Source organism: Streptomyces aurantiacus, assembly GCF_027107535.1.
GTDB lineage: Bacteria > Actinomycetota > Actinomycetes > Streptomycetales > Streptomycetaceae > Streptomyces.
Window position 1 is genome coordinate 5,865,943 of sequence record NZ_CP114283.1, and the last position, 22,411, is coordinate 5,888,353.

Below are 22,411 nucleotides of genomic sequence, written 5' to 3' on the forward strand. Positions count from 1 at the left end.
AATTTCCATTCACCCGGACTCCCGACGGTCGGCGCGAACCCTCACGAAGACACGACACCTCTCCGGGCCCTCCGGACCACCGGCCGGCACGTCGGCGTCGCCCCCTGTTCCGCGCCGAGCTCACAGGGAGGACACCGGCTGCGCTACGAGGCGCTCGGGGCGGGGCTCGCCGTGCGCATGGCATTCAGGTCCTGGATGGTCCCTCCGACCTTCGCCCGCAGCGGCTCCAGCATCTTGGGCTTCGCACTGATGGCCCACTGCGGGCCGACGAGGTACTTGCCTCCATAGATGGCGGCACTGTCGAGCCAGGTCAGCTTGTACTTCTCCGCGGGGAAGGTCGTGATGAGGTAGTCGCCCGCGGCAGTGCGGCAGACGCCCTCGCGCAGTTCCTCCGCGTCGGTTCGGATCTTGACCTTGCATCCGGTCAGGGCGGCGATCACCTCGACCTTCGCCGGAGCCACGACGCCGGCCGAGGGTGCGGTCCTCGCGGATGTCTTCGTCTGTTTGCTCTCGGCGGAGCCGTCCCCGTCCCCGCTGCAGGCAGTGGCCAGAGGAAGTAGCGCCAGGGTGCCGACGAGGGCGGCGCCGCGCACCGAGCGGGCGACGAGAGTGCGGCCGGTACGTCCTCGTGGTGGCTGCTGTGGCACGTGCCTCTCCGTATCCTGGCTGGTCCTGAGCGAGCGGGCATGACATCGACAGGGGGTACGGACAAGGGGGGCGGGCCGTTCACCGCCCGCGCCACCGAGGAGTCCCGCGGGGCCGCCCGACCGGGCGGCCCTCCGTCCGGCCGGACCGACGCGCGGGCGGCTCGCAAGGGTGGTCAACTGGCCGGAAGACTCAGTGCCTCTTCGCAAGGGAACTCTGTATGGCGATCGTCGTGGTTCTCGACATGCCCGGGATGACCCAGGCCAAGTACGAGCAGAGCGCGGAAAAGGTGGCCGGCCGGCCCGGCCCGGTCAAGAGCCCCGCCGACTGGCCGGTGGCCGGACTCATCTCGCACACGGCCGCCCCCACCGACACCGGCTGGCTGGTCGTGGACGTCTGGGAGTCCGAGGAGGCGTTCCAGCAGTTCGGGGAGACCCTCGTCCCGATCCTCCAGGAACTGGGCCTCTCGGACGTACAACCGCGGACCTACCCGGTGTTCAACGTGGTCACCCGTTAGGCCCGGTCCACACGCCCGCCCCGGGCCCGGGGCGGGCGAAGACATGGAGGGGTCAGAGCGCCGCGGGCGCTGCCGTGACCCCCATGACCAGTGAGTAGAGCGTGTCGTTCGCGGTGAGGAAGAGGCGGTTGCGCCGCGGGCCGCCGAAGCGGATGTTGGAGACCGTGTTGGGCACCAGGAGGCGGCCGAGGAGAGTGCCGTCGGGGGCGTAGCAGTGCACTCCGTCGTCCATGGCCGCGGCCCAGAGATGGCCCTGGTCGTCGAAGCGGAGGTTGTCGAAGCGGCCGCCCTCCACCCCTTTGATCTCGGCGAACACCCGGCCCTCGGAGAGGGTGCCGTCCGCGCGCACCTGGAATGCGCGGATCTGGCCGGCCCGGGTGTCGGAGACGTAGAGCTCGCTCTCGTCGAGTGAGAAGACCAGCCCGTTGGGAGCGCCGAAGCCGTCGGCCGCGAGGCGTACCTCGCCGGTGCCGGGGTCGATCCGGTAGACGTTGTTGGCGCCGATCTCACTCTCGCCGCGCACGCCCTCGTAGTCGCTGGTGATCCCGAAGTCCGGGTCCGAGAACCAGATCGAGCCGTCGGACTTCACCGCCGCGTCGTTCGGGCTGTTGAGGCGCTTGCCCCGGTAGCGGTCGGCGAGCACGGTGACCGAGCCGTCGTGTTCGGTGCGGGTGACCCGGCGATTGCCCTGCTCACTGGTGATCAGACGACCTTCGCGGTCGAGGGTGTTGCCGTTGGAGTGCCCCGCGGGCGAGCGGAAGACGCTCACGGCACCGGTCACCTCGTCCCAGCGCAGCATGCGGTCGTTCGGGATGTCGCTCCAGATCAGCTGGCGCCAGGCCGGTACGTACAGCGGCCCCTCCGCCCAGCGCGACCCCACGTGGAGCGTCTCCAGCTGCAGATCACCCGCGGTGCACTTCTCCGTACGGAACCTGTCGTCGAGTACTTCGTACAGCGCGGGGCGACCAGTGGCCATGTCCGCTCTCCTTACAGTCGATTCCGGGTTCGGATCCTGAACAGCATCCTGTAACGAGCGAGTATTGCAGGATGTTGTATGGTCTACGCAAGGAACTCATGGGACTGGTTTGGTGGAGAGCGTCATGGATGCTGTGGACCGGAAGTTGCTGAACCTCCTTCAGGAGGACGCCTCGCAGGCGTACGCCGCCCTGGGCAAGGAGGTCGGGCTCTCCGCCGGCGCGGCCCATGAGCGGGTGCGCAAGCTGCGCGAGTCGAGGGTGATCCGCCGCACGACCGTCGAGGTGGACCCCGGCGCGGTCGGCAGCGGGGTGCTGGCCTTCGTCATGGTCGACTCGTCGGCGTGGATGGGTGACTCCGGCGGGTGTTTCGCGGCGATCCCCGAGCTGCAGGAGGCCCACATCATCGCGGGCAGCGCATCGGTCCTGGTCAAGGTCCGGACAGGAACGACCGAGCAACTGCAGGACGTACTACGCCGCCTGTACGAGATCGACGGTGTGAGCGGCACCCACGCGACGGTGGTGCTGGAGACGTTCTTCGAAAGGCCGGTGTCGACAGGAGCCTGACGGCCGGGGACACCTCGGCCGCGGGACCGGCGGCCGGGCGCTGTACACCCGTGCACGATCACCCGCCCACAGCGAACAACAAAGGCAAGGGAGATAAATCATTCCCTTGCCACTCTTAACTTATAGCGCACCGGGGGGCTTGCCACAAGGCCCGGGTCCTACCGCAGAATCACTGGCCGTAAGCCGGAGCCTGAGACATAGGAGATTCGCGGAGTGCATGATTTGTTGTCGGATGACGGGCCGTGCGGTGGCGTCGAGCCGGTGGCACGGACTCGACCGCAGGCCGGAGTTGACGACACGAACGCTCTGACCGCCAGCGCGTTCGACCTCCCCGGCCACCTTTCCCCCAAGGCCGACCCGGCACTGATCGCCGGCGACGACGCGCACTTCGCGGCCATGGCGGAGAGCCTCGAACAAACCATCACCGAACTGTCCGGCCGCCTCGACGCCGAGCTCAGGGCGCCCGGCGGCACGGGCCGGGCCGCGATGGAACGGGACGCGGAGATCCACCGCCTGACCGGTCGTCTGCGCGCCCTGCGCCGCTTCGGCCTGGACCTGTGCCTCGGACACATCGTCGGCGCGGACGACCCCGAGCCCCTGTACATAGGGCGACTCGGCCTCACCGACAGCACCGGGCGTCGGCTGCTGATCGACTGGCGCTCCCCCGCGGCCGAGCCGTTCTTCGGAGCGACCCATGCCGACCCGATGGGCCTGGCGAGCCGCCGCAGGTACCGCTGGACCCGCGGCCGTATCAGTGACTACTGGGACGAGGTGTTCACCCAGGACGGGATTGTCGGCCACGCCGCGCTCGACGACCAGTCCGCCTTCATCGCCAGCCTCGGCAGCAACCGGTCGGCCGGGATGCGCGACGTGCTCGGCACCATCCAGGCCGACCAGGACGCCATCATCCGCGCGGGATCCCGCGGCGCTCTCGTCGTCGACGGCGGCCCGGGCACGGGCAAGACCGTCGTGGCCCTGCACCGCTCCGCCTATCTCCTCCACTCCGACCCCCGTCTCGGTCACCGTCGGGGCGGAGTGCTGTTCGTCGGTCCGCACCAGCCCTACCTGGCCTACGTCGCAGACGTCCTGCCCAGCCTCGGAGAGGAGGGCGTGCAGACCTGCACCCTGCGGGACCTCGTCGCCGAGGGGAACGCGGCAGCGACCGAGCCCGACCCGGACGTGGCCCTGCTGAAGTCCTCCGCGGACATGGTGAAGGCGATCGAGACGGCTGTCAGGTTCTACGAGGCGCCCCCCACCGAGGGGATGACGGTCACGACCCCTTGGTCCGACATCTGGCTGAGCGCGGACGACTGGGCCGAGGCGTTCGGCGCACCGGGACCGGGAGCCCCGCACAACGAAGCGCGTGACCAGGTCTGGGAGGAACTGGTCACGATCCTCATGGACAAGTTCGACGGTGACGTCTCGCCCGACCTGTTCCGGAAGTCGCTGCTGCACGACAGGGAGCTGACCGGGGCCCTCCACAGCGCGTGGCCTCTGCTCGAAGCGACCGACCTCGTCGGGGACTTGTGGTCGGTGCCCGCCTACCTGCGGATGTGTGCTCCCTGGCTCGGCCCCGACGACGTCCGGAGCCTCCAGCGCACGGACACGCAGGCCTGGACGGTGTCCGATCTGCCGCTCCTGGACGCGGCACGACAGCGGCTCGGCGATCCGGAGGCGTCCCGCCGCAGGCGTCGGCACGAGGCGACGCTCGCCGCCCAGCGCGAGCGCATGACGCAGGTCGTGGACAACCTGATCGGGGCCGCCGCCGACTCCGGCGCCGACGGTGACGACGGCGAGGGCCTGGTGACGATGCTGCGCGGCAAGGACGCCCGGGTCAGCCTGGTCGACGAGTCCGAACTGGCCCCCGACGAGCGGGATCTGCTCGCCGGCCCGTTCGCGCACATCGTCGTGGACGAGGCACAGGAACTGACCGACGCCGAGTGGCAGATGCTGCTGCTGCGCTGCCCGTCCCGGAGTTTCACCATTGTCGGGGACCGCGCCCAGGCCAGGCACGGGTTCACGGAGTCCTGGCGGGAACGGCTCGAGCGGGTCGGGCTCGACCGGGTCGACGTGACCTCCCTGACCATCAACTACCGGACGCCGGAAGAGGTCATGGCGGAGGCCGAGCCGGTCATCCGGGCCGCCCTCCCGGACGCCAACGTGCCGACCTCCATCCGCAGCAGCAACATTCCCGTCGTACACGGATCCGTCGCGGATCTGGACTCGGTTGTCGACGACTGGCTCGGTTCGCATGCCGACGGGATCGCCTGCGTCATCGGCGATCCCGCGTTCCGGGACACACCCCGCGTCCGGTCACTGACCCCGGAGCTGTCGAAGGGGCTCGAGTTCGACCTGGTCGTCCTCGTCGATCCGCAGGCGTTCGGCACGGGGACCGAAGGAGCGGTCGACCGCTATGTCGCGATGACCCGGGCGACGCGTCAACTCGTCGTCCTCACGAGCGGGTGGACACAATGAGAGCCACGTTCGCTCCCGACCGCGCCAGGAGCCACCCGTGTCCGTCCGCCGCGTCATGCCCGACATCCGAACAGAGGCAATGGAGGAGAGCCGCGACTTCTACGGTCTCCTGGGGTTCGAGGAGGTCATGAACCTCGGCTGGGTCATGACGCTGGCCTCTCCTTCCAACCCCACGGCGCAAGTCACCTTCATGACCCACGACAGGTCCGCGCCGGTCGTGCCCGACATGAGCGTCGAGGTGGACGACGTGGACGCGGCCTACGCGACGCTGCGGGAGAGCGGCGCGGAGATCGTGCACCCCCTGCAGGACGAGGAGTGGGGGGTGCGCCGCTTCTTCGTCCGTGACCCCAACGGCAGGGTGGTCAACGTGCTGAGTCACCGATGACCGATCCCCGACCGGCCCGGCCCGGCACCTCGGGCAACTCATCGACCAGTACGACACGGAGGGCGTCCACGGCTGTTTCGTCTTCACCTTCGCCATGCCCGACTTCCCGCATCACGACGACCCTCGCGCCGACCTCGACAAGGCGGGCTTCGGATTCGTGGCCGTGGCCGGCCCGACCCGCCCCAAGGAGGCGTTCCACGAGGTCGCACGGCGGTACCGCGACCTCGCCGTGAGGAGAAGGCGGAAGTGACCGAGTGGGACGAACCGCGCCCCGCCGGTCCGCTCGGAGTGGCGCCCTTCTAGGGTTTCGCCATGACCTCGCAGCCCTACCTCGCAGAACTGTTCTCCCTGGCCGGACGGGTCGCCCTGGTGACCGGCGGCAGCTCCGGCATCGGCCGTGCCGTCTCCGAGGCCCTCGCCCGCGCGGGGGCGAGCGTCGTCATCGTGGCGCGCAGGGAAGCGGAACTGACTGCCACGGTCGAGGAGCTCGCCGCCCTCGGCTGCCGCGCGGCCTGGGTCAGCGGCGACCTGAGCACCCGCGCCGGCGTACGAGAGATTGCCGAGCAGGCAGCCGAAGTCTTCGGCGAGCCCGACATCCTCGTCAACTGCGCCGGGGTCAACCTGCGGCCGCCCATGAGTGAGCTGAGCGAAGAGGTCTGGGACAGCACCATGGCGCTGAACCTGGACGCCCCCTTCCTGCTGGGCCAGCGTTTCGGCCCGGCCATGGCCGAGCGGGGTCACGGGCGGATCATCCACATCACCTCCCAGCAGGCCCACCGCGCCTTCGTGCAGAGCGGCGCCTACGGCGTGTCCAAGGGAGCGCTCGAATCGCTGGCCCGCTCGCAGGCGGAGGCCTGGTCCCCGCACGGCGTCACCGTCAACACGCTGGTGCCGGGCTTCGTGATGACGCCGCTGAACCGGCGCCTGTCGTCCGACCCCGACAAGGTCGCGGCCCTGGCCGCGCGCACGCTGGCCGGGCGCAACGGGCTGGCGGAGGACTTCGCGGGCGCGGCGGTCTTCCTGGCGAGCGGTGCCTCGGCGTACGTCACCGGCCAGGCGATCCACGTCGACGGCGGCTTCTCCGTCCACTGACACCACCGGCAGGTCCCGGGTCGACGGACATCTGCCGTCGGCCCTTCCGGTTCGCTCCCTGCCCCGGACACTGAGGGCGTGGAGTTCGCCGTCTTCATGACTCTGCCCGGGTTGGTCATCGCGCCGACCGTCGTGGCCTTCGTGGATCAGCTGCTGCTCCGTGCCGGGCGGGCCGGACTCCTGCCGTGGCGCAACAGCGCCCGGCAGGGCCAGATATCGGCGACCGGGTTCGAGCAGCTCCATGCGGCGAGCTTCTCGCCCGGGAAGCAGAACGAACTCAAGGAGCGGCAGTCGTCCCTGCTGTTGCGGGACGACGAGGAGGACGGGGCTCCGCCGAACCTCACATCGGTGGATCTGGAGGGAGGCCTCGCGGTCGTCCGGATGTCGCGGGCCGACCGTTGGAAGGCCCGCAGGCTTTCAGGTCCGAAGGCGCGGGAGCCGGGGCCCGCCAGGAGTCCGAGGCCGCGCCGAAGTCACTGCGGTCGGCGCAGTCCCGCGACGAGAAGGTCGACAAGACGGCGTGCGTCGTAGCGGGGGTCGCTTCCCGCGCCGACGCAGAGGTTCCCGACGCCGCGCATGAGCACGTAGGCCTCCAGGCCGGGGTCGATCTCTCCGGCGGCCTCCGCGGCTTCGAGCAACTGGGCACAGACGGGCACGAGGCGGTCGAGGAAGTACGCGTGCAGCGCGTCGAAGCCGGCGTTGTCGGACTGCAGCACGGCGGCGAGGCCGTGCTTGGTGACCAGGAAGTCGACGAAGAGGTTCACCCACTGCCCCAGCGCGGCGTGCGGTGTCGCGCTGGTCGCCAGCAGGGCGGGACCGGCCTCGGCGCAGGCGTCGACCTGGTGCCGGTACACGGCGATGATGAGATCCGCCCGCGTCGGGAAGTGGCGGTAGATCGTGCCCAGGCCGACGCCTGCCTGGGCCGCGATGTCGCGTACCGGCGCTTCCACACCTGACGTGACGAAGACCGAGGCGGCCGCGTCGAGCAGGGCCTCCTTGTTCCGCCGGGCGTCCTTCCGCTTGGACTGGGCCGCCTGCCCTGCGCCCTCGTCGCTGCCGCTCACCGCGCCGCTCCTTTCCGCTGCCGGACTTGCCATATCGGAACCATGTTCCGTATTCTTTCCGGAACGATGTTCCGTTTGCTCATGATGCCAGAGCGGGGACCTGGCGACCAAGCCACGCATCGCCCTCACGCTTCATGGTCATGCAGTACCGCACGTCGGGCCGCGCCGAGTGCGGGTCAGCTCCCTCGCGTTCGGCGCGACGCACCCGCCCCTCTCAGTCCGGCGAGGCAGCTACCGCGGCGGTGAGACGGGCCGTCAGTTCCTGGATGTGGCACACGAGTTCGGGGGGCTCGTGCACCTCGAAGCGATACCCCAGCAGACCCACGTACAGGGCGAGTTCGCTCAGCGAGTCCGACCCCGCGGACAGGGAACACGTGAAGTCGTCGACGTACTCCAGCACGCCGACGGTCGGCGGGATCTGCTCCGCGACGACGGCGAGGGGCACATGGAGTGTGAAGCGGCCCCGGTACCGGTAGGCCGAGGTGGAGATCCCACGCGCCGTGTGCTCGACGAAACCGGCCTCGGGGGCCTCACGCGGAGTGAAGCGCGGACCGGTGGGGATGCGCGGCCGGAGCCGGTCGACACGGAAGGTCCGCCAGTCGTCGCGATCCAGGTCCCAGGCGATGAGGTACCAGCGTCGGCCGGTGTGGACGAGGCGATGCGGCTCGGTTCGGCGGACGTCGGGCGCGCCGTCACGGCCGGTGTAGTCGAACCGCAGCTGCTCGTGGACGCGGCAGGCCGTGGCGAGGGCGATCAGTACGTCGGCGTCGATCGCGGGGCCGCCGACGGGCATCGTGTCGGTGACCGACCGCAGCGTGTCGACCCGGTGCCTCAGCCGTGCGGGCAGTACCTGCCGAAGCTTGGTCAGCGCGCGCAGCGAGCTCTCCTCGATGCCGGAGACCGTACCGCCGGCCGCCGCACGCAGACCGATCGCGACGGCGACCGCCTCGTCGTCGTCCAGAAGCAGCGGCGGCAGGTCCGCCCCCGCCCCGAGCCGGTATCCGGCCACGCCGGGCGTCGCGTCGACGGGGTAGCCGAGGGCGCGCAGCTTGTCGATGTCGCGGCGGACCGTGCGCACGTCGATGCCGAGCCGGGCCGCGAGGTCCGCACCCGTCCGGTCGTGCGGTGCCTGGAGCAGGGACAGCAGGCGCAGCAGCCGCGCGGAGGTTTCCAGCATGCGGAGAAGTATTCCAGTCGGCTAGGGCGGAACCTGTCCTCTTTGCCTCCTAGCCTTGTACTCATGACCACAGCAGCGCACGACGCCGTCCACCCCTTCCGGATCGACATCCCGCAGTCCGAGCTCGACGCCCTCCACGCGAAGCTGGACGCGGCCCGCTGGCCCGCTCCGCTGCCGGGAGACGGCTGGGACACCGGCGTGCCGGTGTCCTGGCTGCGCGAACTGGCCGACCACTGGCGCCACGGCTACGACTGGCGCAGGGCGGAGCGGGAGCTCAACGAGTTCCCGCAGTTCACCACCGTCATCGACGGCCAGCGCATCCACTTCCTGCATGTGCGCTCCTCCGAACCCGACGCCACCCCTCTGGTCCTCACCCACGGCTGGCCGGGCTCGGTGGTCGAGTTCCTCGACCTGATCGGCCCGCTCACCGACCCCCGCGCGCACGGCGGAGACCCTTCGGACGCCTTCCACGTGGTGATCCCGGCCCTGCCCGGCTTCGGGTTCTCCGGCCCGACGTCGGAAGCCGGCTGGGACACCACCCGGATCGCCCGGGCCTGGGCCGAGTTGATGCGGCGACTCGGGTACCGGCGGTACGGCGCCCAGGGCGGTGACATCGGCGCCGCCGTCGCCCCGGAACTGGGGCGGGTGGCACCGGCCCACGTCATCGGCGTCCATGTCAACGGCGGCCCGGGGCCCATGCCTCCCATGCCGCTGCCGGAGGCGGAACGTGCAGCCCTCACCGATCTCGAACGGGACCGGATCGCCCGCATCGAGGCGTTCATGCAGGAGGAATTCGGCTACATCGCCATCCAGTCCACGCGCCCGCAGACCGTGGGCCACGGTCTCACCGACTCCCCCGTCGGCCAGCTCGCCTGGATCATGGACAAGTTCCGGGAATGGACCCACCCCCGTCCGACCCTTCCCGAGCAGGTCATCGACCGGGACCGTCTGCTGACGAACGTCATGCTCTACTGGCTCACCCGCACGGCGGCGTCGGCGGCCTACGTCGGTTACGCCCAGCAGGCCGCCTGGGGCGCGCCCAAGGCGAACTCCGGTGTCCCCACGGCGGCGATCGTCTTCGCGCACGACGTCGGCATCCGGCGGTACGCGGAGCGGGAGAACACCATCGTGCGGTGGACGGACGTGGACCGCGGCGGCCACTTCGCGGCGCTGGAGGAGCCCGGGACACTCACCGGTGACATCAGGGAGTTCTTCCGCTCGCTGCGGTGACGCGCGCGATCCGCTGCCCGCGTGCCCGCGGAGGTCAGGACCGAGGAAGACCCGTGGTCATGGGTGCGTCGGCCGCATCGTCCGGCGGGCGGTCCCGTCGAGGACCGTGGCGCAAAGGTGCCGCCGTCCCGAACCCGTCGCTTCGGCAGGGTTGTACCGCAGGGCATGGGTACTCGCGCCGCACGCGCACACCGATGCGCCCTCCCCAGAAGGGCTGGACTGCCATGACGACGCGCACTCGTACTGCGACCAAAACCCCCGTACAGCAGGCGGCGTTCCTGGTAGGAGCCGTGTTCCTGCTGGTCGGCATCCTCGGGTTCGTCCCGGGGATCACCACGGACTACGGCACGATGGAGTTCGCCTCGCACGACTCGGGCGCCGAGCTTCTCGGGATCTTCCAGATCTCCGTCCTGCACAACCTCGTCCACCTCGCTTTCGGCGTGGCGGGCCTCGCGCTGGCCCGCAGCGCGTCCGGGGCCAACACCTACCTGCTCGCCGGAGGCGCCGTCTACCTGGTGCTGTGGCTGTACGGCCTGATCATCGACCATCACAGCGCCGCCAACTTCGTACCCCTGAACACGGCCGACGACTGGCTGCACTTCGTTCTCGGCGTCGGCATGATCGCACTGGCCGTGCTGCTCACCCGTCGGAACACCGGTGCGGGCGGCGTCCGCCGGTAGGCACCGGGAAGCTGCTGCGCGCGTCCGCCGCAGGCCTGCGGGGGCGGCCGGCTGCGGACACGGCGACCGACTCAACGCGACCACTGACCTGCACAGCGGCGCCCAGCTCATGTACTACGGCGGCGATGTCGTGCAGGCGGCCCTGGCCGTGGTGGTGGGAGTGGGCTGGTACACGGCCGGCAGACGTGCCCGGGCTCGTCGTTCGCGTCAGGACGCGAAGGTCCGCTCCGGTCCGGGACCGGTCCTCGCAGATCGCGCCAGCGTGCGTTGAACGACATGCACACCGTCGGCAAGCAGTCGGCTCCATCGTGTTGCACGGACATTTCGCTGGGTACTCCGCAGCCATGGCACACCACTACGACGCCGCGTCGCCGGCCGGCCGCGCATGCGCGACCGACAGCACCCAGTGTGCGGTCCAGGACGGGCCGCCCCCGCACCGGAGCAGCAGATGACGACCGAGGACATGGAAGCGGCGCGGCTGGTTGCGAAGTCGGTCGTGGGAGCGCCCGCCAGGGAGGTCCCGCAGCGCTTGTGCAGGGCGTTGTGCGAGACGCTGGGAGCCGATGGAGCGACTCTGTCGCTGCTCACCGACACGCCGTCGCGGCAGATGCTCGCGGCCTCGGACGACACCGCGCTGCTGCTGGAAGAGATTCAGTTCACCGTCTGCGAGGGCCCGTGCGTCAGCGCCGCGGCCACCGGCGAGCCCGTACTGGTGGACGACCTGCGGTACTCGCTGTCTCCCTGGCCCCTCTTCGGAGCGAGCATGCGGGAGAAGCTGCCTCAGGTGACCTCGGTGTACGCCTTCCCCCTCTTCTTCGGCGACTACGTTCTTGGGTCCATCGACCTGCTGGGCCTCCGATCCCACACGCTCGACAGGAGCATCCTGGCCCAGGCGTCGCACGCGGCCGACGCGGTGGCCGCCGCTCTCCTGCCGAACCGTGACCTGCTCATCACCGGCCGGGAAGCCCCCGCCGGGGAACCCGAAGAGGTCGTCCGCGCCCACTGGTTCGACGTCCGCCGCGCCGTCGGCCTGGTGGTCTCCCGGCGAGGACTCAGTCCGGAGAACGCTCTGGCCGTCATGCGCGCCAAGGCGTTCCGTACCGGGAGGACCCTGGCCGACATCACCGCGGACATTCTCCGACAGCCGCCCCGCACGACGTGACGACGTGACGACGTGACGACGACGGTCTCCTGACCGTCTGCACGAGCGGTCTCACAGCGAGCAGGGACGGCGGGACGGTCAGTTCGATCGACGAGCGCCCGGCTAGGCTCGGTTGCAGTGCTTGGGAAGCAGGTACGGCGGCGGCGGCTCGGTTGAGCCGAGCGCCTCCGCGTCATTGCCTGCGCCCGGAGGGAAGCACCCTGCATGAATCAGTTGTCCCAGCCCCCTGCCGAAGAAGGCTGCCCGGCCGCTGGTCCTGACACCGGCCTCGGCTCCGGCTCCGGCGCATCGCGGTGGCGGCAGAACGATCTCGACCAGCGCAACCGCCTGTACGGCCACCATGGCGTGGCCCGCGCTCAGGAAGTACTGGTCAAGCGCTACGGTTTCGCTTCGACCGGGGAGGCGTTCGCTCTGCTGAAGGACATCTCCCAGCGGTGCAACATCAAGCTCGCCACGCTCGCCGACGCGGTCGTGCGCACGCCGGCCCCCGATCACGACACGGAGCTGTGGTTTCCCAACCGGCCCCGCTACGACCCGCCCGGACTTCCCTTTCTGCCCGGCGGCCGGGACAGACACACGAGTCAGGGCCTTGTCCTGAAGGCGGTCCTGCACCGCGTGCTGTCCATCACCCAGACGCCCATGGGCAACGTCCAGCTGGCCGAGAGCGGCCGGCTGCGCCTGGCCCGGCACGCCGGACTCAACAAGTACTTCACGGACTTCTTCGCCTTCGTGGACGCCTCCACCACCCTGTGTTCGCAGGCGGCCGCCGAGCGCCGGCAGGTCACCGTGCGGGACGTCGCGACCTCGCCGTTGTTCGACGAGGCCTCCCGGCATGCCGTCCTGCAGGCGAACAGCCGGGCCGCCCACAGTGTTCCGCTGGTCAACCGGGCGGGCGTGCCGCTGGGAATGGTGTCCTCGCACCATGAACAGCCCCTCGCCGGCTTCACCCACGCCCAGTTGGCGGCACTGTGGCAGACGGGCGTCGACTCCGGGCGCTGGCTGTCCTGGCACTGGAACACCGTCGTCCTGGACGCCCTGGAGCAACTCCACACCACAGCGAGGAACGGCACACGGAACTGACGGTCACCACAGCGGACTTCCGCCGGTGTGGAGCCCTTCACGGCGGTCCTTCACCGGACGGTCCTTCACCTGCGCAGCGCGACGATCCACCGGCCGGGCGACCGCCCACGGGGCGCCGCCACCACCGACCGGCGTACGGCTGGTCGCAGCCGCCGAAGGCGTCAGCCGCTCAAGCCGTGGTGACCCGGTCCCTGTGCAGGCGCACGCGCAGGGACCGGGTGAACTCCTCCGCCTGCGCCAGTTGGGTGCGGAGCCTCTCCACCCGCTCGGCTGCGCCCTGCTCGTAACCGCGGACGCGCTCCAGCAGAGCCCGCCGCGCGCCCGGCGTCAGCTCCTCGCCGGAGTCGAGACGGTCGGTGGCATCCAGCAGGTCGCGCATCTCGTCCAGCGTGAGATCGAGCGGCTTCATACGGCGGATGACCGTCAGACGGGCGACGTCGTCCTCGGTGTAGAGGCGAAAGCCTCCCTGGGAACGGGCGGAGGGGGTGACCAGACCGGTCATCTCGTAGTGGCGGATGGAGCGCAGCGACAGCCCCGTCCGCGTGGCGACCTCGCCGATCTGCATGTGCACACTGCTCATTCGGGCGCCCTTCCTCAGCGGTGCCTGCCGTCCGTGCGTGGACGGCCGACGGCGATCTCTACCGTGACGTCACGGTAGAGTATGTGATCATCGGTCCGCTCCATGCCGTTCCCACTCCCACGGTGCGCAAAAGATCATTCCCGGGGCCGAGAGCCGTGTCGGGGCCGACGGTGCCCCCGACGAAGACCGATGTCCGCAGGAGAGAGCGTGCGCATGCCCATGACGCCCCGCGCCGCCGTCTGCCCGCCGTGACCCTTCGCCCCTGAGCAGCGTCCGGACCGCGTGGTCGCACCCGCTGCCGCTTTCCGACTCCGGCCCACCGATCGTGGGCTTCGCGGGTGGCCGTCCCGGCCCTCCTGCCTCTTCCCGCCCGCCCGCGTGACGCCGGGCGTGCCCGAGCACGACAGGTACCTTCCGTGTCCACGTCCGCACTGTCCCCGGCCGCACGATTGCGCGGCCTGCGCCCCGACTGGCTGTCCGACCCGAAGGTCTGGCGTACCGAGGTCCTGGCCGGCCTGGTGGTCGCGCTCGCCCTGATCCCCGAGGCGATCTCGTTCTCCGTCATCGCCGGGGTCGATCCGGCCATCGGCCTGTTCGCGTCGTTCACCATGGCCGTGACCATCTCCGTCGTCGGCGGACGCCGCGCGATGATCTCCGCCGCCACCGGCGCCGTCGCCCTGGTCATCGCTCCGCTCAATCGCGAGCACGGCCTGGGGTACCTGGTCGCCGCCGTCATCCTGGCCGGTGTCTTCCAGATCGCTCTCGGCGCGATCGGCGTCGCGAAGCTGATGAGGTTCGTGCCCCGCAGCGTGATGGTCGGCTTCGTCAACTCCCTCGCCATCCTGATCTTCATGGCGCAGGTCCCCGAGCTGCACGACGTGCCCTGGCCCGTCTACCCGCTGATCGCCGGCGGCCTCGCCCTCATGGTGTTCTTCCCGAAGGTCACCACCGTGGTCCCGGCGCCGCTCGTGTCCATCGTGATCCTCACCGTCATCACCGTCGCCGCCGGGATCGCGGTACCGACCGTGGGGGACAAGGGTGACCTGCCGTCCTCCCTGCCGGTACCCGGCCTGCCGGACGTGCCCTTCACGATGGACACCCTGACGACCGTCGCCCCCTACGCGCTCGCCATGGCGCTGGTCGGCCTGATGGAGTCGCTGATGACGGCCAAGCTGGTCGACGACATCACGGACACCCACTCCTCCAAGACCCGGGAGTCGATCGGGCAGGGCATCGCCAACATCGTCACCGGCTTCTTCGGCGGAATGGGCGGCTGCGCCATGATCGGCCAGACGATGATCAACGTGAAGGTCTCCGGTGCCCGCACCCGCCTGTCGACCTTCCTCGCCGGTGCGTTCCTGATGGTGCTGTGCATCGTCTTCGGCCCGGTCGTCTCCGACATCCCCATGGCCGCCCTGGTCGCCGTCATGGTCATGGTGTCCTTCGCTACGTTCGACTGGCACTCCGTCGCCCCGAAGACGCTCAGGCGGATGCCCTCCGGGGAGATCGCCGTCATGGTCGTCACCGTCGCCTGCGTGGTCGCCACCGCCAACCTCGCCATCGGTGTCGTCGTCGGCTCCGTCACCGCCATGGTCATCTTCGCCAGGCGCGTGGCCCACCTCGCCGATGTCACCTCGGTCACCGATCCGGACGGCACCCAGGTCGTCTACTCCGTCACCGGTGAGCTGTTCTTCGCCTCCTCCAACGACCTCGTCGGCCGGTTCGGCTACGCCACCGACCCCGACAAGGTCGTCATCGACCTGACCGCCGCACACATCTGGGACGCCTCGTCCGTGGCCGCCCTGGACGCCGTCGAGACCAAGTACGCCCAGCGCGGCAAGACGGTCGAGATCATCGGCCTCAACGAGCCGAGCGCCCGCATCCACGAGAACCTGAGCGGCGAACTGACCGGCGGCCACTGACCTGCTCTGCCGCTCCCCTCGCCGCTCCCGCCCTTGCGTCAGCCCTTCACCGCGCCGGCGGTGAGGCCCTGGACGATGTGTCGGCTGGCGAAGGCGAACAGCACCATCGTGGGCAGAATGGTGAGCACCGCCGCCGCGGACATCGAGCCCCAGTCGATGTTGAAGCTGGAGATGAACCCGTTCAGGGCCGTGGGGACCGTCTTGTTGGCGTCGCTGTTCATCAGCGTCACCGACAGGAACAGCTCGTTCCAGCAGTTGACGAAGTTGAAGATGAACGCGGCCACGATCCCGGGCCGCATCACCGGCAGCAGCACCCGGAACAGCGCTCCGAACCGGGACAGGCCGTCGATCATGGCGGCCTCCTCCAGCGCGTCCGGGATGTTCTCGAAGAACCCGCGGAGCATCACCGTGCAGAACGGGATGCAGACCGCGATGTAGACGAGGATGAGCCCGAGCCGGTTGTCGACCATCTTGAGGTCGGTCATGAGCAGGTACAGCGGCCCCAGCGCGATGAACGTCGGGATCATCTGGGTCACCAGGGCCGCCATCAGCAGGGCCGACTTGGTGCGGAACTCGAACCGGGCCAGCACGTACGCCGACAGCATCGAGATGACGGTGGCGACGGCGCCCGCGACGGTGGCGATGATGAGGCTGTTGGTGAGGTAGACACCGAAGTCGGCCTTGCCGAACAGCCCGCTGTAGTTCTCCAGCGAGAAGTGTTCGGGCCAGTAGGCGATCGGGAAGGCGAAGATGTCGCCGGGCGCCTTCAGCGACGTCACGGTGATCCAGTAGAGGGGGAAGACGGTGAAGACCAGCCACAACCCCAGGAAGGTGAACTTGGCGGCCCGCCCCGCCGTGGACTCCTTGCCGATCACGGCTTCACCTCTCGCTTCTCGCGCGTGGCCAGGAGGAAGAAGACCGCGAACACCATCAGGGTGGCGACGACGATGAGTCCGAGCGCGGAGGCCCTGCCGTAGTCGCCCTGCTGCGTGATCTTGATCATCCAGGTGGTCACGATGTGCGTCTCGTTGTTCGGTCCGCCGCCGGTCATCCCGAAGATCAGATCGGGGAAGTTGAAGATCCAGATGATCCGCAGCAGCACGGTCAGCGCGAGCGTGACCCGGATGTACGGAATGGTGATCTGGAACAGTGTGCGCACCTTGCCGGCGCCGTCGAGCGCGGCCGCCTCGTACAGCTCCTCGGGGATGGACTGCAGCGCGGCCAGGATCATGATCGTGAAGAAGGTGACCCCGTACCAGACGTTGGCGACCACGACGGCGAACATCGCCGTCTTTGGGTCGGCCAGCCAGGCCACCGGTTCGTCGATCAGGCCGGCCTTCTGGAGCAGGTCGTTGACGACGCCGAACTCACTGTTGAACATCCAGCGGAACAGGATGCCGATGAGGAAGCCGGAGATCGCCCAGGGGAAGAAGATCAACGCCTGGTAGAGGCCCCTGAAGCGGAACTTCCTGCGCAGCCACAGCGCGAGGGCGAAGCCGATCACCAGCTGGGGCACGATCGAACCGAACACCCAGATGCCGGTGTTGCCCAGCACGGTTCCCCAGGCGGGGTCGGCGAAGACGTCCCGGAAGTTCTTCAGTCCCACCCAGGAGGTGTCGGTCAGGTCCGTCAGCTTCCAGTTGCGGAAGGCCATCTGGCTGCCGGCGATCATCGGGTAGTACGTGAAGACCGCCACGAAGATCGCGGCCGGAGCCATGAAGAGGGCGATGAGGAAGCCGCGCCGGGCGGTGAACTCCGGCTTGCGGCGGCCTTGTTGCACCGTGCGGGCGGGCCGGGCGCCCCCGTTGCCGGAGGCCCCCGCCGCTGCCGTCCGCCGTGTCTTCGTCGGTTCCGTCGGTTCCGTCGTTTCGGACGCGGTGGGCATGGCTAGTTCTCCTGCTGCCGCTTCTCGATCCAGTACGTGTCCCAGCCGGCCAGCAGTTCCTTGGGCGTCGCCTTGCCGAGCACCATCTTCTGGATGTCGGCGTCGGCCTTCTGCTGCCACTCGGCCCACCAGGCGACGCCGCGCGGCTGGCTGACGTTGAGGTAGGTGTCCGGGTTCTCCGTCATGGTGACGTAGCTGGACCACGGGCCGGTCTTGTAGAAGGGGTCCTCGGTGGCCGACTTGAGGATCGGCACCAGGCTGTTCTTCTTGGTGAAGTTCGTCGACGCCTCGCCCTCGGAGAGGAACTCGACCAGCTTCACGGCCTCGGCCTTGTTCTTGCTGCCCTTCGCGACGCCCCATCCGGCGGTGGCCAGCGGCTGGACGGTCTTGCCGCTGGGGCCCGCCACCAGCGGGGCGGTGCTCCACTGGTCCTTCTTGATGGACTTGGACTCCGAGACGGTGGCGATCACTTCGGGGTCCTGCAGCAGGAAGGCCGTGGAACCGTTCGAGAAGCCCTCGACCATCTCCGGGTAGCCCCAGGAGACGGACGACTTCGGGGACGCGTCCTTGAACAGCTTGAGATAGGTCTGCATGGCGTCGAGCGCCTCGGGCGCGGAGAAGATCGTGCTGCCGTCCTTCAGCTTGAAGCCGTCGGCGGGGTCGATCTCGTCGGCTACGTACGCCTCGATGACGGCCGTGGCGTTGCCCTGGGCGTTGGCTCCGCCGCGGAAGGCGTACCCGAAGCGGCGCTTGCCGGGATCGTGGATGGCGGAGGCCTGTTCCAGCAGTTCGTCCCAGGTGGCCGGCGGCTTGCTGAAGCCGGCCTCCTTGATCAGGTCGGTGCGGTAGAAGACGCTCAGGCCGTAGAAACCGTACGGGACGAAGTACGTCTTGCCGTCGGCGTCCTCGGAGGCCTTGACCGCGTTTTCCGTCATCGCCTTCCAGCCCTTCCAGGCCTTGAGGTCCGGCTTCATGTCGTACAGCCAGCCGTTGTTCGACCAGGGCCCCACCGTCGTGTCCCGCACTTCGAGGGTGTCCACGCCGCTGCCGGACTGGAGCATCTGCTGGATCTTCTGGTCGGCCTGTTCGGTGGGCGGCGAGATCAGGTTGACCTTGATCTTGGGGTTCTGCTGCTCGAAGTCCCCTATGAGGCCCTTCAGCAGGTCCGTGCGTGCGGGGTTCGTCAGGCTCTCGACCATGTTGAGAGTGACCGTCCCGTCGGCCTGCGAGCCGCTCATGCTGGAGCAGCCGGTCAGGACCATCGTGGCGGCTGTGCCGAGGGCGAGAGCTGCCGTCCTTGTTCTCATCGTGCCGACCTCTTCCGTGGTTACGGCCGCGCTGGCTGCGGCTTCGGTCAGGGCGTCGCGCGGGCGCGGGGTGCGCCTACGACAGCCCGGGGTGTTCGTGGGCCGTCCTGGCCCACTGGCCGAGGAGGGGGACGCAGTCCTCGGCGAAGTACTCGTAGTCGGCGGCGGTGTTGTAGACGTGTGCGGACAGCCGCATGTAGCCGGTGCCGCCGAAGCTGGTGAAGGCCGCCTCCACTCCCAGCTCGCGGGCCGCCCGGTCGCGCAGCGCGTCGGCCTCGACGCGGCTGCCCGCCAGGCCCGCCGGCAGCCGTACCAGCCGCATGCCGGGAACGGGCATGCCCACGTCGACGGCGCCGGAGACACCGGTCAGTTCGGCGAAGGCGGCGCCGATGACGCGCTCGGCGTAGCCGGCCAGGTCGTCCATGTACCGGCGGGCGGTCTGCCAGCCCCAGGTGCGTTCGATGAATTCCAGAGCCGTGGTGGCCGCGAGGTAGCCGGTGGTGTCCACCGTGCCCTGCTGGTCGAAGCGGTCGGGGTAGGGATCGGCGGCGCCCCAGGAGTCGATCAGGGGGTAGAGCTCCTCACGCAGCGCGCCGCGGGCGACCAGCGCGGCGGTACCGCGGGGCGCACAGCCCCACTTGTGCAGGTTGCCGACCCAGAAGTCGCACGTCAGGCCGTCCAGCGGGGCCTCGATCAGGCCGGGGGCGTGCGCGCCGTCCACCAGCAGGGGAACACCCCGCCGCCGTGCCTCCGCGCCGATCCGCTCCACCGGCAGCCGGCGGGCGGTCGCGGAGGTGATCTGGTCGACGACGATCAGGTCCGTGTCCTCGTCGATCTCGGCGACCACGGCCTCGTACGCCTGCTCCTCGTCCGCGTCCAGCGGCACCCTGGCGGTACGCACCTCGCCGCCCCAGCGCCGGGCAAGGCGCTCGGCGCCCATGGTCACGGCGCCGTAGCCGTGATCGGTCACCACGATCCCGCCGCCGCGTCGGCGCGGCAGCGAGGCGAACACGACGCTGACGCCGGCGCTCGCGTTCGGCACGAGGGCGACGTCGTCGGGGGCGACATGCAGAAAGGCCGCGAGATCGACCCGCGCGTCGGCGATCCGCTGCGGCAGCGCGGGGAACCACACCACCGGCGAGCTGTCCATCTCGGCGCGGAACTCGTTCTGCCGCTCCTGCGCCACCAGGGGGACGGCCCCGAACGAGCCGTGGTTGAGGTGCTTCATGACGGGGTCCAACGACCATGCCCGGGAGGCAGGTCGGCCGTCGGCCAGCAGCAAGGGGCGTGGGGCGGTGGTGACCTCGGTCTCGCTCACATCACTCCACATCTACCGAACCCGGATGTCCGCCAGACATCAGACTCCCGGCGGGACACGTATGATGACTCGGCATCCTGGCATGGCATTTTCGACCCACGCAAGGGTTCTGCAGCGGTAGTCATCAGATGACTTTCGGTCGACACGTCTGAGACATCAGACGACTCGCTAGAGTGCCCGAGAGGTTACGGTGATGCCGCCGGACCGTCAGGGGAGGAATCGGATGTCCGCAGTCGACAAGGCGTTCCACGGCCTGCGTCACATGATCGCGACGGGGCGTCTCGGTCCGGGAGAGCGCATTCCGCCCGAGGCCGAGCTCGGCGAGGAACTCGGTGTCTCACGGGGCCCGTTGCGCGAGGCCGTGCGGATGCTCGCCGCCCTGGGCGTGGTCGAGCCGCGGCACGGTTCGGGGACCTACGTGTCCCAGCTCCGGCCGGAGGACGTCATCGGAAGCCTCTCCCTGACGCTCGAACTCCTGCCGCTGCCCGGCCTGCTGGAGGTGTACGAGATCCGGCGGGTCCTGGAGGCGCACGTCGCGGCCAAGGCCGCCGCACGCCGGACCCCCGAGACGGTGAAGTCGCTCTTCGCCCTCATCGAGGCGATGGAAGCCACCGACGACCCCACCGAGGCCTCGGAGCTCGACCACCGCTTCCACGCCGAGATCGCCCAGGCGGCCGAGAACCCCACCCTCGCCTCCCTGCTCTCGGTCTTCCGGGCCCGCTCCCGCAAGTACCAGATCTTCACCCTCCCGGAGGGCCCGGAGCTGCGGCGCAAGAGCGACGCGGATCACCGCGTCCTGGCCACCGCGATCGCCGACCGCGATCCCGGTGCCGCCGCCGGTGCCGCCGAGGCCCACGTCTCCCAGACGGAGCGCTGGCTGCGCGCCTTCATGCCACCCGTGGAGGAGGACGGCGGAGCCGCCGCCGCCCGGGACTGAACGCCCTGCCGGACAATGGGGCGATGAGTGACGGTACTTCGCCGCCGAGGGCCCAACCGCCGCCGCGGCTGTTCGAGGACGACGAGCTGACCGGCCATTCAGTGGTGGCCAACAGCACCATGAACCGCGAACGGGGCCTGGCGGGCGTCAACAGCTACACGCGGGAACTGGGCTTCGATCCCGCCGAGTTCCTCACCGGGCAGGGCCCGGCCCCGTCCTGGCTGGACCTGTGCAGCGGGGAGGGCCTCGCCCTGCGCTCGGCGGCGCGGCAGCTTCCCGGGGCCTCGCTCACCGGTGTGGACCTGGTCGGCCCGCTGCGGTGGCCGCCGGTGCCCGACGGCCTCGAACTCGTCACCGCGGACCTCGGCCGATGGTCCCCGAAGCGCCGCTACGACCTCATCACCTGTGTCCACGGACTGCACTACATCGGGGACCGGCTGGGCCTGTTGGAGCGGTCCGCCTCCTGGCTCACGGACACCGGCCTGCTCGTCGCCCATCTCGATCCCTCGGCCCTGCGGCGGCCCGACGGCACCGACGCCTCCCGCACGGTCCTGGCGGCACTGCGCGCCGCGGGCTTCCGGTACTCGGCCCGCCATCACCGCCTGAGTCTGCGGGGCGGGCGCCAGGTCGTCCTGCCGTTCGCCTACCTCGGTGCCGACCCGCACGCCGGCCCCAACTACACGGGTCAGCCGACCGTCGCGTCCTACTACCGCGCGACGACACCGGAAGGCCGTCCCGCCGCACCGGGGTAGTCCCTCACCGGAGCGGACGAACCGCCGCGCCCCGGCTGCCGCCCCGGTCATCCCTGCCGGCGGGAGAGGCGCCGCGCCAACGGGGGAATGATCACTGCTGCCGCCACCACGTGGGACACGGCCAGCACGACCTGTGTGGAGAGCGCGGTGTGCGGGGCGACGGCCGGACCCGCGAGGGACAGCACGGTCAGTGCGACGGTGGTCACCACGAAGGTGCGGGCGGGCCGCCCGGCCCAGCGGGCGAGGGCCACCGCCAGGACGATCCCGACGATCGACCAGAACACCACGCCCCCGGCGAAGCCGCCGACGGGAATCGCGGCTGCTTCCGTGTCCCCGGGACCGGCCGCTTCCATCGGTACGCCGGCGCCCCTGGCGATCAGCGCGAAGCCCTCGGTCACGAGGGCGCCGGCTGCGACGGTCAGGGCGCCGACCTGCCAGACGGGCCGCGTGGCGAGGAACCGGGTCGGTCCGGACACGGACTGGGCGGTGTGCTGCTTCTGGGACGCGGTGACGCTCATGGCACGGTCTCCTGTCGGTCGTTCGTGGCTGGTTGACTTCCACAGAACAGACCGGAGTTCGTCCGAGAACTGAGCGGTCTCCGGACGAAGTTCTTCGGGACGGGCGTCGGCCGGCCCGCGGTGGCGGGTCCCGTTCAACTCGCC

General features: G+C 69.8%; 23 protein-coding genes and 1 pseudogene. 14 read left to right on the plus strand and 10 right to left on the minus strand.

Annotation, left to right across the window (positions count from 1 at the left end; genetic code table 11):
- Positions 1–143 precede the first annotated feature (143 nt).
- Entirely contained in the window at positions 144–647 is a 504-nt protein-coding gene (locus O1Q96_RS28315) for a hypothetical protein (RefSeq protein WP_269250843.1), read from the minus strand.
- Positions 648–865: 218 nt separating this feature from the next.
- On the opposite strand from O1Q96_RS28315, the gene O1Q96_RS28320 reads away from it, so the two are divergent.
- On the plus strand, positions 866–1,162 hold the full coding sequence (locus O1Q96_RS28320; RefSeq protein ID WP_269250844.1) for a hypothetical protein: 297 nt from the start codon (positions 866–868) through the stop codon (positions 1,160–1,162).
- A 52-nt stretch (positions 1,163–1,214) separates the two neighbouring features.
- Here the strand turns inward: O1Q96_RS28320 and O1Q96_RS28325 are convergent, their stop codons facing one another.
- Positions 1,215–2,138 (minus strand): SMP-30/gluconolactonase/LRE family protein, encoded by a 924-nt coding sequence (locus tag O1Q96_RS28325; RefSeq protein ID WP_269250845.1) that lies wholly within the window; start codon positions 2,136–2,138, stop codon positions 1,215–1,217.
- 124 nt (positions 2,139–2,262) lie between these two features.
- Between O1Q96_RS28325 and O1Q96_RS28330 the strand changes: the two genes are divergently transcribed.
- The 6 genes and pseudogenes from O1Q96_RS28330 to O1Q96_RS28355 all read left to right on the plus strand — a co-directional run.
- Positions 2,263–2,703, plus strand: coding sequence for an Lrp/AsnC family transcriptional regulator (locus tag O1Q96_RS28330; protein WP_269250846.1), 441 nt, complete (start codon positions 2,263–2,265; stop codon positions 2,701–2,703).
- 261 nt (positions 2,704–2,964) lie between these two features.
- A complete protein-coding gene (gene helR, locus O1Q96_RS28335) occupies positions 2,965–5,178 on the plus strand; it encodes an RNA polymerase recycling motor ATPase HelR (protein ID WP_269250847.1) in 2,214 nt (737 codons plus the stop codon).
- A 37-nt stretch (positions 5,179–5,215) separates the two neighbouring features.
- A complete protein-coding gene (locus O1Q96_RS28340) occupies positions 5,216–5,563 on the plus strand; it encodes a VOC family protein (protein WP_269250848.1) in 348 nt (115 codons plus the stop codon).
- Between the two features lie 94 nt (positions 5,564–5,657).
- Positions 5,658–5,813, plus strand: a complete 156-nt coding sequence (locus tag O1Q96_RS28345; protein WP_269250849.1) for a hypothetical protein — start codon at positions 5,658–5,660, stop codon at positions 5,811–5,813.
- Positions 5,814–5,875: 62 nt separating this feature from the next.
- Positions 5,876–6,655, plus strand: a complete 780-nt coding sequence (locus tag O1Q96_RS28350) for an SDR family NAD(P)-dependent oxidoreductase (RefSeq protein WP_269250850.1) — start codon at positions 5,876–5,878, stop codon at positions 6,653–6,655.
- Positions 6,656–6,733: 78 nt separating this feature from the next.
- A pseudogene (locus tag O1Q96_RS28355) lies at positions 6,734–7,045 on the plus strand (DUF6191 domain-containing protein); the annotation flags it as partial.
- A gap of 83 nt (positions 7,046–7,128) precedes the next feature.
- Here the strand turns inward: O1Q96_RS28355 and O1Q96_RS28360 are convergent.
- Both O1Q96_RS28360 and O1Q96_RS28365 read right to left on the minus strand, forming a co-directional pair.
- Complete coding sequence (locus O1Q96_RS28360; protein ID WP_419586962.1) at positions 7,129–7,752, minus strand: TetR/AcrR family transcriptional regulator; 624 nt, start codon at positions 7,750–7,752, stop codon at positions 7,129–7,131.
- Positions 7,753–7,933: 181 nt separating this feature from the next.
- On the minus strand, positions 7,934–8,896 hold the full coding sequence (locus O1Q96_RS28365; RefSeq protein ID WP_269250852.1) for a helix-turn-helix transcriptional regulator: 963 nt from the start codon (positions 8,894–8,896) through the stop codon (positions 7,934–7,936).
- Between the two features lie 63 nt (positions 8,897–8,959).
- On the opposite strand from O1Q96_RS28365, the gene O1Q96_RS28370 reads away from it, so the two are divergent.
- The 4 genes from O1Q96_RS28370 (at position 8,960) to O1Q96_RS28385 (ending at position 13,048) form a co-directional block, all read left to right on the plus strand.
- Positions 8,960–10,126: an epoxide hydrolase family protein gene (locus O1Q96_RS28370; protein ID WP_269250853.1), complete on the plus strand. Its 1,167-nt coding sequence runs from the start codon at positions 8,960–8,962 to the stop codon at positions 10,124–10,126.
- A gap of 224 nt (positions 10,127–10,350) precedes the next feature.
- On the plus strand, positions 10,351–10,806 hold the full coding sequence (locus O1Q96_RS28375; protein WP_269250854.1) for a DUF4383 domain-containing protein: 456 nt from the start codon (positions 10,351–10,353) through the stop codon (positions 10,804–10,806).
- Positions 10,807–11,254: 448 nt separating this feature from the next.
- On the plus strand, positions 11,255–11,968 hold the full coding sequence (locus O1Q96_RS28380) for a GAF and ANTAR domain-containing protein (RefSeq protein WP_269250855.1): 714 nt from the start codon (positions 11,255–11,257) through the stop codon (positions 11,966–11,968).
- A 204-nt stretch (positions 11,969–12,172) separates the two neighbouring features.
- Entirely contained in the window at positions 12,173–13,048 is an 876-nt protein-coding gene (locus O1Q96_RS28385; protein ID WP_269250856.1) for a GAF and ANTAR domain-containing protein, read from the plus strand.
- 169 nt (positions 13,049–13,217) lie between these two features.
- Here O1Q96_RS28385 and O1Q96_RS28390 read toward each other — a convergent pair whose 3' ends face one another.
- Entirely contained in the window at positions 13,218–13,628 is a 411-nt protein-coding gene (locus O1Q96_RS28390) for a MerR family transcriptional regulator (RefSeq protein WP_269250857.1), read from the minus strand.
- Between the two features lie 416 nt (positions 13,629–14,044).
- On the opposite strand from O1Q96_RS28390, the gene O1Q96_RS28395 reads away from it, so the two are divergent.
- Positions 14,045–15,550, plus strand: coding sequence for a SulP family inorganic anion transporter (locus tag O1Q96_RS28395; RefSeq protein ID WP_269250858.1), 1,506 nt, complete (start codon positions 14,045–14,047; stop codon positions 15,548–15,550).
- A 38-nt stretch (positions 15,551–15,588) separates the two neighbouring features.
- Here O1Q96_RS28395 and O1Q96_RS28400 read toward each other — a convergent pair whose 3' ends face one another.
- The 4 genes from O1Q96_RS28400 to O1Q96_RS28415 all read right to left on the minus strand — a co-directional run bounded on the left by O1Q96_RS28400 (position 15,589) and on the right by O1Q96_RS28415 (position 20,060).
- Positions 15,589–16,425, minus strand: coding sequence for a carbohydrate ABC transporter permease (locus tag O1Q96_RS28400; protein ID WP_217456291.1), 837 nt, complete (start codon positions 16,423–16,425; stop codon positions 15,589–15,591).
- Positions 16,422–17,435: a carbohydrate ABC transporter permease gene (locus O1Q96_RS28405; protein WP_269250859.1), complete on the minus strand. Its 1,014-nt coding sequence runs from the start codon at positions 17,433–17,435 to the stop codon at positions 16,422–16,424. The genes O1Q96_RS28400 and O1Q96_RS28405 overlap by 4 nt, the downstream gene beginning before the upstream one ends.
- A 2-nt stretch (positions 17,436–17,437) precedes the next feature.
- Positions 17,438–18,742 carry an ABC transporter substrate-binding protein gene (locus O1Q96_RS28410; protein ID WP_269250860.1) on the minus strand — a complete coding sequence of 435 codons (1,305 nt, stop codon included), beginning with the start codon at positions 18,740–18,742 and terminating at the stop codon, positions 17,438–17,440.
- A 76-nt stretch (positions 18,743–18,818) separates the two neighbouring features.
- Positions 18,819–20,060 carry an aminotransferase class V-fold PLP-dependent enzyme gene (locus O1Q96_RS28415; protein ID WP_269250861.1) on the minus strand — a complete coding sequence of 414 codons (1,242 nt, stop codon included), beginning with the start codon at positions 20,058–20,060 and terminating at the stop codon, positions 18,819–18,821.
- A gap of 223 nt (positions 20,061–20,283) precedes the next feature.
- Between O1Q96_RS28415 and O1Q96_RS28420 the strand changes: the two genes are divergently transcribed.
- Both O1Q96_RS28420 and O1Q96_RS28425 read left to right on the plus strand, forming a co-directional pair.
- Entirely contained in the window at positions 20,284–20,997 is a 714-nt protein-coding gene (locus O1Q96_RS28420; protein WP_269250862.1) for a FadR/GntR family transcriptional regulator, read from the plus strand.
- 23 nt (positions 20,998–21,020) lie between these two features.
- The gene (locus O1Q96_RS28425; RefSeq protein WP_269250863.1) at positions 21,021–21,749 is read left to right on the plus strand and encodes a class I SAM-dependent methyltransferase; all 729 of its coding nucleotides are present in this window, start codon (positions 21,021–21,023) and stop codon (positions 21,747–21,749) included.
- 47 nt (positions 21,750–21,796) lie between these two features.
- On the opposite strand, the gene O1Q96_RS28430 is transcribed toward O1Q96_RS28425, so the two are convergent.
- A complete protein-coding gene (locus tag O1Q96_RS28430; RefSeq protein WP_269250864.1) occupies positions 21,797–22,267 on the minus strand; it encodes a DUF6069 family protein in 471 nt (156 codons plus the stop codon).
- Positions 22,268–22,411 lie beyond the last annotated feature (144 nt).